This window comes from Capsulimonas corticalis (assembly GCF_003574315.2).
Lineage (GTDB): Bacteria > Armatimonadota > Armatimonadia > Armatimonadales > Capsulimonadaceae > Capsulimonas > Capsulimonas corticalis.
In genome coordinates this window covers 3478444-3490381 of record NZ_AP025739.1, presented here as the reverse complement: position 1 = coordinate 3490381, position 11938 = coordinate 3478444, and the positions used below count along the sequence as shown (strand labels likewise).

Sequence of the window (11938 nt, the reverse complement as noted above, 5' to 3'; positions counted from 1 at the left end):
TTTCTTAAGACCGACGCGCAAACAAACGCCCCGCCTGTCTTAGTCGACAGGCGGGGCGTTTGCATTTCAGCCGTCCCAGCAAAATGAGCGGGCAATATTACCGATGAGCGAGCTTTAGTTCGCGGCTCGTCTCCAGCTTCGCGAGCTCGACGGGATTGGTGACCGCGATCTTCAAATGCTGTCCCGGGATCAGCGCCGCGCGGCTCGACAGTGAGTTCGCGCGCGCCAGATCGTCGACCTGGTCCAGAATGTAGCGATCCGAGGATCCGAAGCGTTTGGCGTACTTCCAGAGCGTATCGCCCGGCTTGACCGTAACGGTAATTGTCTCCTCGGGATGCGCCGCCTGCATATGCGCCAGCGTGCTCCAGACGCCGCCTCCGGCGGCCATGGTCAGGCAGATCATTACAGCCGAAAGCCAGTAGCCGTCGCGCCGGCGGCGGCGCTCGCGGCGAACACGCGCGTTATTTTTCACCGGCGAAGTCTTCTTGACTTCGGGCGGCAGTTCTTCAAAGCTGGTCAGCACCAGACGCGGAGCGGAAACGCTCTCCACGAGCTCGTCTGACGCCGCATTCTCACACACATCAATTCTCAAAGCACCCATCGGAAGTCTCCTCAACAGTTGATCAACACAGCAAACTAATGTTTCGGGCAAACTAATGTTCGCCACACCCAGAGTATACCAAAGAACGGCTCCCGAGTCAAGAAAAGTTATCCCCAAGAGCGTAAAAAAAGAAACTTTTGTGTGAACGCTTGCGTAAATGCGGGTATACTAGCGCTATATGCACTTATTCCGCCTCTTTTGCACTCTATGAGGTTCCTTAATGACTACTTTAACCGAAAAACAGCAAGACATACTCGCTGTCATTCGACAGCAGATAGAAATCCGGGGTCACGCCCCCACGGTCCGCGAAATCGGCGCGCTCGTCAATCTGAGCTCCAGCTGCACGGTCAAAAAACATTTAGATAATCTCGAACTCAAAGGTTATATTCGGCGAGATCGCTACAAACGTGGAATCGAATTGATGGACGAGGGGACTCCCATGCAGCTCGGCCGCGCCATTTGCGTGCCGCTGCTGGGAAAAGTGGCCGGCGGCGTCCCCATGCTCGCCGAACAGTCCGAGACGCCCGAGATGCTTCCCCTGCCCCTCTCCCTGCTGCCGCGCGGGTCCGAGAGCGGACGCGATCTATTCGCCCTGGAAGTCACGGGGCGCTCCATGGTCGGCGCGGGGATCGATAACGGCGACATCGTCATCGCCCGCAAACAAACCACGGCGCGCGACGGCGAAATCGTCGTCGCCCTGATCGGCGACGACGCAACCGTCAAAACATTTTACGGAGAAAAAGGCGGCGTGCGCTTACAGCCGCAGAACCCGGACTTCGAGCCCATCATCAGCCAGGATGTATCCATCCTCGGCCGCGTGCTGCTGGCGATCAAGAAGTTTTAGCGAACTCAGAGAAGTTTGAGGATCGGGGAATCGCCGCCGCGTTTTACGCGGCGGCGTTTGTTTTGTCGGCTTTCGCGGCGCGGACGCGTTCGCCGGCGGCGCGGCGGGCGTGGATCCGGTGCGCGAGCGCGGCCAGGACCGCGGCCAAGAGCACGTAGAGGACCGAGCTGATCGCCCAGACCATGCCGTGTCCATAGCCGGCCAAATACGGACCGAGCGCCAGTTTGTTGTAGGGAGCGGGATCGAACGTTTGAACAGCTTCGGCGACGGCGGTGACCGGAGAGAGGTACATCAGGTAAATCCCGGGGTCATGAGCGACTCGGGCGGCGTCTTCATTATCGACGCTCAGATAGGCGATCGCCGGCGCGACCATCGCCAGAAAGATCGCCACATAGGACAGGCATAATGCGCCCCAGCGGTTTCGGAGCAGCACGGACAGAAACAGGCCGATTCCCGCGATAAAGATACTTGCCGAGAGCAGAAGCGCGAGCGACGGGGCAAGGATCACGGCCAAATGCGGAATGCGGAATGCGCCCGACACGACTTTCCTCCAGGCCATCCAGGCGATTGCGGAGGCCGCCGACGCCGCCAGGGTCGTCACCACAGCCGTTGGGAAGACCGCGCGCAGCGAAGCGGTCCGGAATACGTCCCGCACGTCGAACGTCAGCCAGCGCCATCCCTGCGCTCCATAAGGCGGATCGAGGTCTCGCGCTTCTCCGGTGACCAGCGGCGGGAGGAAGAGCAGCAGCGCTCCCAGCCCAACCGCTCCCAAAACGGCCATTCGGTCAGCGCCAGCGCCCCCCGTCAACACTCCGAGATTTCCGCCGTCCACGACCACGATCAATCCCATGATCACGGCGAACAGATAACAGCGCAGACGGAACGTGCGCCGGATCGCTTCATCCTCCAAGCGATGCACGCCCAGACGGCAGGCAAGCAGCGCCAATCCCCCATTGACCAGCACGGCCAGCCCCCACGCAGGCGCATGCGCTCCGTACCAGGACTCGGAACTCGTCGCGGCCATCGCGCCGACCGGGTTCAGCGCCACCAGGGAGATCCGCCCCATGCCGAAGCCGCCAAAGAGCCCGGCCAGTCCCAGCGGCAGCGTCACGCAAAAATAAACCACGAGCGTCAGATACGACAGGATCACGGACGTAACGGTGTTCGCCGCGTAAACCGACCAGCAGAGCGCGACGGAGCCAAAGAAGAAGGCGTCGCAGATCAGCATCAAGTACGCCGCGCCGACCTCCTCGGGAGAGACGCCGCCGAGCAGAAAACACAGCGAGATCAGGGGGATCGACGAAGTGAGCAGCAGGATCACATAGGACAAGGAAGCGACGAGCTTCCCGGCAACCAGCGCGCGCGGGCGGAGCGTCGTACACTGGAGCATCTCCAGCGTCCGCTGCTCGCGCTCAATGGAGATCGCCCCCGAGGTAAGCGCCGGAGCGATCAGGGCGACCAAGCACGCCTGCACGGCGAACAGGATCATGTAGAACTCGCGTCCCGCCGTGAAGCTGCCGGCGATCGCGCCGTTGGCGAGCTCTGAGGCGTGCGAGCGCCACCAGGCGTAATACGAAAGCAGCGTGGAGACGGAGAGCAGGCTCAGATACCCAAACAGCATCCAGTAAGCGCGCGGCCCGCGCATGCGCCCACGCAGCTCCTTGGCGATGACGGGATTGTCGAACGTCCATTTACCAGCGGGCATTGACGGCCTCCTGAGCGTTGAACGGATGAGGTCGGGGAAAGGGTTCGCCAGAGGACGGCAAATATCCTTGGCGCTTGCGCCGCCAGGGTGTGACTAATCTTTGTTAAACGCTTGGCGTCCAGAAAAGACGCATTTGCGCCGCGCCTAGCGCTGCCGCGTCACGGCGTAGTCGGCGAGGGCGGCCAGGGAGTCGCGGTACAGGGAGGCGGGCAGAACCGACAGAGCGTCTTTCGCGCTCTGAGCGTAGGCTTGCGCCGCTTCCATGGTGCGCCGGTAGCCGTCGCAGTTTTCGATCGCCTGGTGGACCCGCGCGATATCGGCGTCGGACAGGTCTTCGGGAGTTTGCAGGGTCTGCATGAGCTGCTCGCGCTCGGCTTCGCTGGCGTCGCGCACGGCGAGAATCAGCGGCAGGGTCATCTTGCCTTCGCGCAGGTCGCCGTCGAGCGCCTTGCCGGTCACTTTGGGGTCGCCGACGTAGTCCAGCAGATCGTCGGCGACTTGGAAGGCGAGGCCGCAGTTCATGCCGTAGGACGCCAGCGCGGCGATCGATTCCGGCGGCGCCTCGGCGAGCATGCCGCCGATCTCGCAGCAGCCGGCGATAAACCCGGCGGTCTTCTTCTCGATGATCTTGCGGTAGGTCTCTTCCGTCGTATCGACATCGCCCTTGGCCGTGATCTGAAGCACTTCGCCTTCGCTCAGGCCGATGGTGACGTTGCTGAAGACACGGATGACGTCGATGTTGCCCTCGCGCGCCGCAAGGTAAATGCTCTTCGCCAGGAGATAATCGCCGACCAGAACGCTGATCTGGTTGCCATAGGCGGCGTTCGCCGTCGGACGCCCACGCCGCTCAGTCGCGTTGTCCACCACGTCGTCATGGATCAGCGACGCCATATGGATCAGTTCTGCGGCGGAAGCGGAGGCGGTGATGGTGCGGGCGGGATAGGCGCACTGCGCGGCGCGCGCCGAGAGCACGAGCAGCGCGGGACGCAGGCGCTTGCCGCCGGCGGATAGCGTGTGGCCGGAAATGGCGTAGGCGGCGCGGACGTCGGACCGGATCTCTTCATTGAGCAGGGTCTCGACCGCCGACAGATCGCTCAGGATCGGATCCAAAAATCCCGTCTCGCTGGCGGGCTTCTGGCCCAGAGGATCTTCCGCCATGGAAGGCGGGCTGGTTGCGGGTGCGCTCATCGCGGTGCTTTCTGGGAGTCCGCTCACGCGGCGTCCGGCTTGTGTCCGACGTGGACGCAGACCAGACCAAAGGTCAAATCGACATATCGGACGGGGTTCAAACCCGCGTCGCGCATGATCTGCGCCAATTCTTCGCGAGTTTTGAAACGGATGACCGATTCAGGTAAGTATGTATAAGCGTCAGGACGACCGCTGAGGGCTCCGCCCAGGCGGGGCATCACATAACGCGAGTGCAGGGAGTAGAACTGTTGAAACAATCCGGGATGCGGCGTCGCGAACTCCAAACAAACCACCCGGCCGCCCGGCTTCAGGACTCGCGCGATCTCCACGAACGCCCGATCGATCTCGGCCACATTACGGATTCCAAACGCGACGGTCACGGCGTCGAACACGCCGGACGCCAGCGGCAGACGCACGGCGTCGCCCTGCGCGAACTGCGCCCGCGCCTGCTTGAACTTGCGAATTCCGCTTTGCAGCATGGGAAGGGAGAAGTCGAGACCGATGACCTGGCCGCGCGGGCCGACGGCGCGGCGCAGCAGGACGGTCCAATCACCGGTTCCCGTACAAAGATCCAGCACCTGATCGCCAGGCTGAAGAGCGGCGCAGCGTGTGGCGAAGGTGCGCCACGAATGGTGAATTCCAGCGGACAGAACGGTGTTCAGAAGATCGTATCGGTGCGCGATGTCGTCGAACATCGAGCGCACGTATCGCGCCTTCTCCGCCGGGGTGACGGGCTGGTCCAAAACAGGGACATGAGACAGTTTTTGAGAAGTGGCGCCGGACATTGTGAAAAACTCCGCAATCTCTGAAACAGGATTATACCAGTTAGGCGGTGAACTGTCAATGCGCCAATACGGGACGCCCGGCAGGGGCAAAACCCAGGAGAAATTTGCATGGAAGTGAAGATGCACGCCACCACGATCGTGGGCGTGAAACGGAACGGCAAGGTCGCCATCGCGGGCGACGGCCAGGTGACTTTGGACAAGACGGTGATGAAAAACACCGCCAAAAAGATACGCCGATTGTACAATGGAAAGATCCTGACCGGCTTCGCCGGCAGCGCCGCCGACGCCCAGGCGCTCGCGGACCGCTTCGAGGCGATCCTGGAGGGGGTCAACGGCAATCTGCGCCGCGCCGTGATCGACTTCGCCAAGGAATGGCGCTCGGACCGGGTGCTGCGCCGGTTTGAGGCGCTGATGATCGTCGCCGACCCCGAGTACCTCCTCGTGATCTCCGGCGACGGCAATGTCCTGGAGACCGACGACGGCATCGCGGCCATCGGCAGCGGCGGACCGTACGCCCAGGCCGCCGCCAAGGCGCTGCTGGAGAACACGGATCTGTCGGCGCGCGAGATCGCCGAAAAGGCCCTGCGCGTCGCCTCCGAGATCTGCATCTATACGAATGGGAATATCTCCGTCGATGAGCTTTAATAAATTTGCCTTCACCCTGGCGGCCGCCGCGCTGGCCGGCGCCGCCATTCCCGTGCGCGCGGCAGACCCGGCGCCGGCCGCGCCCGCCGCCGCAGTCGCCGCGCCGGATGCTCCCAGCACCGTACAAAAGGCGGCGATGCGCCTGGGATACACCTTGCAGTCCCTGGCCGATCATCAGCGCGGCTACCTCGCGGACGTTCAGGGCCTGTCTTCCATCGACGAAGGCGAAGCGACCGACAAGTATGTGAACGATCTGGTGGCACAGTCGCACATCCTGCGAAAGTTCGAAGCAAACGCCGTCACACTCGTCCTGGACGATCTCGTCAAGATCGAAGGCCCGGAAAAGGCGCTGCAATCGATCACGCCGCTTTCCCAGATGCTCACCGCGCCGCTCCCATCCAATAAAAAAAAGGAAAGCAAGGACAAGCGCGTCACCGCGATCCTGGCGACTATCGACGAAGTGCGCGTCGTGCAGGACGACATGACCTCGCTTCAGTTTAACCTCACCCCGATATTAAAGCTTCAGGGCGGCGATGAGGCGCTCTGGGCGATCGAGTTGGGACGCACCCTCGCCGCGCGCCGCGCGGGGTCGCTGACCAAAGCCTCGCTCGCCGCGCAGACCCGGGATATCACCTCGCTGGTCTCCCGCGCGCCCAAAACGCTTTCCCCAGGCATTCTCGAAAGCGTCCGCGCGCTCGCGCCCCCGCCGCCGTCCATCGCCGCCACCGGAGATGGCGGCGGCGGCAACCTCGCGGGCCTGCTGCCCAGCGACGCCCCCGCCCCGCCCACCGCCGCCGCCCACGCCGCCGAACGCGCGCTGCTGGCGGCTTACGGAGCGAGCGATGTGGATGAGAAATTGGGGAACGGGAAGTAAGAGAGGCCCTCGGGCGGGGGTGGGTTTGCCCCGAAGCGCCAGGTAGGTAAAGACCCGCAACAGACAGGAAAGACTTATGGAAGACTTGACGCCGCGCGAAATCGTCGCGGAGCTGGATAAATATATCGTCGGACAGTCGGCCGCCAAGCGGGCGGTCGCGATCGCGCTGCGCAATCGGTATCGGCGGCGGCTGCTGCCGGCGGAGATGCGCGAGGATGTGATTCCGAAGAACATTCTGATGATCGGACCGACCGGCGTCGGAAAGACCGAAATCGCGCGCCGGCTCGCGGTGCTCGCGCGGGCGCCGTTCGTCAAAGTCGAGGCGACCAAATTCACCGAGGTCGGCTATGTCGGACGCGATGTCGATTCGATGGTGCGCGATCTGGTGCAGGTTTCGCTGCGTCTGGTCGAAAAGGAAAAAACCGACGAAGTGCGCGAGCAGGCCGAGAAGCGCGCCGTGGACCGGATCGTCGACGTGCTCCAGCCCCGCCGCGCGGAGAAGCCGGCGCGGGCCAACTCCGGAGGGCCGTCGATCATTCAGTCGGACAATATGATGGACGCGCTCAATCAACTGTTCTCCCGGTCCGAGTCGACATCCAAACCCGCCGCGACGCCGACGCAGGACGATCCCACGGATGAAGACGAGGCGCTGCGCAAAAAGCGTCACGATCAGGAAGCCCGGGTGCGCGATCTGCTGCGCAATCAGATCACCTCGGGAGTGAAGGACGACGACACGATCGAGATCGAGGTGGAGGAAGCGGCGCCCGCGCCGTTCATGCAGGTTATGACACCTGGCCAAATGGGCGAAAACGACATGCAGGATATGCTCGGATCGCTGATGCCCAAGAAGCGCAAAAAGCGGACGCTGACGATCAAGGAGGCGAAAGAGCACTTCACGAACGAAGAAGCCCGCGCCATGATCGATCAGGACCAACTGACGCGCGAGGCGATCACGCGCGCCGAACAAAGCGGCATCATCTTTGTCGACGAGATGGACAAGATCGCCGGCCGCCACGGCTCGGGCGGAGGCAGCGGTCCCGACGTCTCCCGCGAAGGCGTCCAGCGCGACATCCTGCCGATCATCGAAGGCAGCACCGTCCAGACCAAGCAGGGTCCGGTCAAAACCGACTTTATCCTGTTCATCGCCGCCGGCGCGTTCCACCTCTCCAAGCCGTCGGACTTGATTCCCGAGCTCCAGGGACGCCTGCCGATTCGCGTCGAATTGGAGAGTCTGACCCAGGAAGACTTCCAGCGGATCCTCGTCGAGCCGCGCAACGCGCTGGTCAAGCAATACCAGGCGCTGCTGGCGACGGAAGGGCTGACGGTGGAGTTCACGGACGACGCAGTCGCGGAGCTGGCGCGGCTCGCCGCCGAGGTCAACGCGCAGATGGAGAACATCGGCGCACGCCGCCTGCACACGATTATGGAGCGTCTTTTGGACGAGCTTTCCTTCGATGCTTCCGAGCTGGAGGAGAAATCCGTGACGATTGACGCCGAATACGTAAAAAACAAGCTGGCGGGCATTGTAAAAAATGAGGATTTAAGCCGATATATCCTGTAGAGGATACCGGGAAATGGAAAAGTCACTCGTCGTACAGGGGAAGTCGATTGAAGCAGTGCTGGAGCGCGCGGCGCTGCTGCTCCATTGCGAACCAAGGCGCGTCGCCCATGAGGTCTTGCAGGAGGGGAATCCGGCGCGCGGCGTGCTGTTCAAGCTGCGCGTGACCGAGGTCGCCCCGTCGGTCGCCGACCTGACAAACGAAGAGGACGACGGCCTGGAGTTTGGCGCGCCCATGCCCTGGCTGGCGGGCGCGCTTGCCCCCCTGATGCCCGACGCGTTTTGCAAAGCCCTCGATGAAGCGTTCAACAAAGCGCTGGAGGAGCAGCCGACCCACACCGTCAGCGCCCCGCCCCCCGTCTCCGATCAGCCCGTACGGGAGATCGCCGGCGGCGTCGGCCCCGCCACAGGGAATGTGACGCACAGCGGCGACGTCCGCATCCACGGCGATGTCGCAAAGGGCATGCGCATCAAGGCGTCGGGATCGATCCATATCTTCGGAGACGTGGAAGCCGCCGTGCTGGACGCCGGCGGCGATATCGTCGTCACCGGCGGCTTTCTCGGCTCGGCGCGCTCGTCGCACGGCCGCATCTCCTGTAAGTTCCTGCAAGGCGCGCATGTGGAAGCCCTGCGCGGCAGCATCGCCATTCAGGAAAGCTCCGTGCACTCATTTCTGGAAGCAGGCGGGAGCATCATCGTTCGAGGCTCCGTAATGGGCGGCTCCTGCTACGGCCACGAGATTGTCGAAGCCAAAAGCGCCGGCTCCCTCTCCGGCATCCCCACGGTGCTGATCGCCGGCCACAACAAACACTTGATGGACCGCGTCGACGCCATCCGCGCCCGCGCCGAGCGCGATGTCCGCCTGCTGGGCGAATGCCAGCGCCTGCGCGATGAACTCCTTCCGGTCGAGGAACGGGGCGATGAGCTTCCCATCGAAGACCGCGTGCGCCTTTGGGTCGCCGCCATCCGCAAAGGCCGCATCCACGCCGACCTCATGCGTCTGTCATCCGAAAAATCCGCCGCGCTGGGTATGATAAACAAAAACCACGCCGCGCGCGTGTCGGTCACCGATAAGATCTTCCCCAAAGTGAAAGTGCTGGTGGACGACGCGCCGCTCGAAGTGCGCGCCGTGACACAGTTTGTCTCCCTCACGAAGGACTATGAAATCGGTCAGATCCGGATGACGCCTTATCAGTAATCTGCGGGCGTTTCGGGGCAAACCCACCCCGGCGCTTCGCGCCACCCCTCCGCCGACGGGAAGGGTTATTTCAGAGCGTGTGTTCGCAGGCGCCCACCGTAAGAGGCAATCTTACTTACCCTTCCCGCCCGAGGGAGGGGTGGCCCGAAGGGCCGGGGTGGGTTTGCCATGGGAGCGCAAAGCGCCGGGGTAGGTAGAACTCAGGCCCACGAAAGTATCAGAAATCGTTCCTATGCAAGTCACCGTTCTCCTATTCGCCAGTTATCAGGACGCCGCCGGGACGGATAACCTGCGCCTCGATCTGCCTGAGGGCGTGACGGCGGCCGGCTGCGCCGAAACTTTAGCCGCGACGTTTCCGGCGCTGGCCGCGCGGCTGCCGGCGGGGCGCGTGGCGGTGAATGCGGAGTTTGCCGACGATCGGACGATTTTGCGCGATGGCGATGAAGTCGCGTTTCTGCCCCCGATGAGCGGAGGGTAGCGCATGGCGATTGTTTTTCTTTCCGACGATCCATTGCAGGATGTGGGCGAACTGGGCGCGCGGCTTCAGGATCCGGAGCGGGGCGCGCTGGTGACGTTTTCCGGCACGGTGCGCGGAAGCACGCGGGGCCGCAGGGTGACGCATTTGGAATATGAGGCTTACCGGCCTCTGGCGGAGAAGCAGCTGCGCGCGATTGCCGAGGAAGCCGGTGAGCGCTGGGGCGTGACGTGCGCCATCGCGCATCGATTGGGCAAGGTCGCGGTCGGAGAGCGCAGCATCACGATCGCGGTCGCGTCGGCTCATCGAGCGGAGGCGTTTGAGGCGTGCCGCTGGCTGATGGACAGCTTAAAGACGACGGTTCCGATCTGGAAAAAAGAACATTTTGACGGCGGCGCGCAGTGGATCGAGGGATCGGACACCGTCCCCTCGCCTTCTTCCTCCACGCACAATTCATGAACGACATCCTTTACGAGAATGAGGCGCCGACGGGATTTGGACCCATCGCCATCACGCGCATGGTCATGGCGGATATCGACGAAGTCGCCCGGCTGGAGCGCCGCAGCAACGCGCTTCCTTGGAGCCACAACGCGTACGCCACCGAAATTGGGAATACCGTCGCGCATTATCTGGTCGCCAGGGACCGCGATGGGACCCTCGTCGGATACGGCGGCATGTGGATCATCATGGACGAGGCGCACTTCACGAATATCGCCGTGGACCCATCGGCGCGGCGGCGACGGATCGGCGAACGCCTGCTGCTCAGCCTGCTGGAGTACGGGATCGATCGCGGCACGGAGCGCGCCACCCTGGAAGTGCGCGAGCGCAACGTCATTGCGCACAACCTTTATGTCAAGCACGGCTTCAAAGACGTCTCCGTGCGTAAGAACTACTATAGCGACAATCAAGAAAACGCCGTGATCATGTGGCTCGACGACATGGCGACCCCGGCTTACCGCGAGCATATCCGACGCTGCATGGAGATCGCCAATCGATGAGATGGGGGAATGCGGCGGCGAACACACCATGAATATCCTCGGAATTGAAACCTCCTGCGACGAAACGTCGGTCGCCGTCGTCCGCGACGGCTCGGACGTGCGCAGCAGCATCATCGCCTCGCAGGCGGACCTGCACGCCAAGACCGGCGGCGTCGTGCCGGAAGTCGCCTCACGCCAGCACCTGGAGCAGATGAACGCCGTCATCGCCGAAGGGTTGAGCGTCGCGGGCGCCGCGTTCCAGGACATCGACGCCATCGCCGTCGCGAACCGCCCTGGACTGCTCGGCGCGCTGCTCGTGGGCGTATCGGCGGCCAAGGCGCTCGCCTACGCCCTGCGCATCCCGCTGGTTGGGGTGCATCATATCGAAGCCCATATCTACGCCAACTGGCTGGTCGATCCCCGGATCGAATTCCCGGTCGTCTGCCTCGTCGTGTCCGGCGGCCACACCGAGATCTTTCTGGTGCGCGGCCACGGCGACTATCAAATTATCGGACGCACGCGCGACGACGCCGCCGGCGAGGCGTTCGATAAGAGCGCCCGCCTGCTCGGCGTCCCCTATCCCGGCGGCGTCCTGATCGACAAGATGGCCCGCGAGCTGCACGGAAACACCCAGGCCGTCAAATTGCCGCGCGCGCGACTCGGCGCGGATTCCTTCGACTTCTCCTTCAGCGGCCTCAAAACCGCCGTCGCCAACGCCGTCGCCGATCCCGCCAATGCCGATGTCGCGCCGCAGGACTGGGCGGCGTCCGTCCAGGAAGCCATCGTCGATGTGCTCGTCGAAAAGACCATCCGGGCCGCGACGGCGAACGGCGCGCGCCGCGTCCTGCTTGCCGGCGGCGTCGCCGCTAACTCCCGTCTCAACGAACGGATGCAGGCCGCCTGCAACGCCGCCGGCCTCCCCATGACCGCGCCCCCGCCCGTCTATTGCACCGACAACGCCGCCATGATCACCTGCGCTGGGTACTATCACTTATTAGCCGGCCGCCGCGACACTCTGGAGCTCGACACACTCTCCTCCGAGCGGCTGGCTTAAGATCCTCCCTGTCGGGGCAAAGGGCGCTCTATTT

The 11938-nt window shown here is 63.3% G+C and carries 13 protein-coding genes; 9 read left to right on the top strand and 4 right to left on the bottom strand.

Going from position 1 to position 11938, the window contains the following annotated elements; genetic code table 11:
* Positions 1 to 97 precede the first annotated feature (97 nt).
* On the bottom strand, positions 98 to 601 hold the full coding sequence (locus D5261_RS14930) for a LysM peptidoglycan-binding domain-containing protein (RefSeq protein ID WP_119320528.1): 504 nt from the start codon (positions 599 to 601) through the stop codon (positions 98 to 100).
* Positions 602 to 821: 220 nt separating this feature from the next.
* On the opposite strand from D5261_RS14930, the gene lexA reads away from it, so the two are divergent.
* A complete protein-coding gene (lexA, locus tag D5261_RS14925; RefSeq protein ID WP_119320529.1) occupies positions 822 to 1445 on the top strand; it encodes a transcriptional repressor LexA in 624 nt (207 codons plus the stop codon).
* 43 nt (positions 1446 to 1488) lie between these two features.
* Here lexA and D5261_RS14920 read toward each other — a convergent pair whose 3' ends face one another.
* The 3 genes from D5261_RS14920 to ubiE all read right to left on the bottom strand — a co-directional run bounded on the left by D5261_RS14920 (position 1489) and on the right by ubiE (position 5123).
* Positions 1489 to 3150 carry an ABC transporter permease gene (locus D5261_RS14920; RefSeq protein WP_119320530.1) on the bottom strand — a complete coding sequence of 554 codons (1662 nt, stop codon included), beginning with the start codon at positions 3148 to 3150 and terminating at the stop codon, positions 1489 to 1491.
* Between the two features lie 144 nt (positions 3151 to 3294).
* Positions 3295 to 4338, bottom strand: a complete 1044-nt coding sequence (locus tag D5261_RS14915; RefSeq protein WP_119320531.1) for a polyprenyl synthetase family protein — start codon at positions 4336 to 4338, stop codon at positions 3295 to 3297.
* 23 nt (positions 4339 to 4361) lie between these two features.
* Positions 4362 to 5123, bottom strand: coding sequence for a bifunctional demethylmenaquinone methyltransferase/2-methoxy-6-polyprenyl-1,4-benzoquinol methylase UbiE (gene ubiE, locus D5261_RS14910; RefSeq protein ID WP_119320532.1), 762 nt, complete (start codon positions 5121 to 5123; stop codon positions 4362 to 4364).
* A 114-nt stretch (positions 5124 to 5237) separates the two neighbouring features.
* On the opposite strand from ubiE, the gene hslV reads away from it, so the two are divergent.
* The 8 genes from hslV to tsaD all read left to right on the top strand — a co-directional run bounded on the left by hslV (position 5238) and on the right by tsaD (position 11904).
* Complete coding sequence (gene hslV / locus D5261_RS14905; protein WP_174721475.1) at positions 5238 to 5768, top strand: ATP-dependent protease subunit HslV; 531 nt, start codon at positions 5238 to 5240, stop codon at positions 5766 to 5768.
* Positions 5758 to 6642 carry a hypothetical protein gene (locus tag D5261_RS14900; RefSeq protein WP_119320534.1) on the top strand — a complete coding sequence of 295 codons (885 nt, stop codon included), beginning with the start codon at positions 5758 to 5760 and terminating at the stop codon, positions 6640 to 6642. The genes hslV and D5261_RS14900 overlap by 11 nt, the downstream gene beginning before the upstream one ends.
* 76 nt (positions 6643 to 6718) lie before the next feature.
* The gene (hslU, locus tag D5261_RS14895) at positions 6719 to 8203 is read left to right on the top strand and encodes an ATP-dependent protease ATPase subunit HslU (protein ID WP_119320535.1); all 1485 of its coding nucleotides are present in this window, start codon (positions 6719 to 6721) and stop codon (positions 8201 to 8203) included.
* A 13-nt stretch (positions 8204 to 8216) separates the two neighbouring features.
* Positions 8217 to 9398 carry a FapA family protein gene (locus D5261_RS14890; RefSeq protein ID WP_119320536.1) on the top strand — a complete coding sequence of 394 codons (1182 nt, stop codon included), beginning with the start codon at positions 8217 to 8219 and terminating at the stop codon, positions 9396 to 9398.
* Between the two features lie 232 nt (positions 9399 to 9630).
* Entirely contained in the window at positions 9631 to 9876 is a 246-nt protein-coding gene (gene moaD, locus D5261_RS14885; RefSeq protein ID WP_119320537.1) for a molybdopterin converting factor subunit 1, read from the top strand.
* A 3-nt stretch (positions 9877 to 9879) separates the two neighbouring features.
* Positions 9880 to 10332, top strand: a complete 453-nt coding sequence (locus tag D5261_RS14880) for a molybdenum cofactor biosynthesis protein MoaE (protein WP_119320538.1) — start codon at positions 9880 to 9882, stop codon at positions 10330 to 10332.
* Complete coding sequence (gene rimI, locus D5261_RS14875; RefSeq protein ID WP_119320539.1) at positions 10329 to 10871, top strand: ribosomal protein S18-alanine N-acetyltransferase; 543 nt, start codon at positions 10329 to 10331, stop codon at positions 10869 to 10871. Before D5261_RS14880 ends, rimI begins: the two co-directional genes overlap by 4 nt.
* Before the next feature lie 28 nt (positions 10872 to 10899).
* Positions 10900 to 11904, top strand: coding sequence for a tRNA (adenosine(37)-N6)-threonylcarbamoyltransferase complex transferase subunit TsaD (gene tsaD / locus D5261_RS14870; RefSeq protein WP_218025538.1), 1005 nt, complete (start codon positions 10900 to 10902; stop codon positions 11902 to 11904).
* Positions 11905 to 11938: the final 34 nt, after the last annotated feature.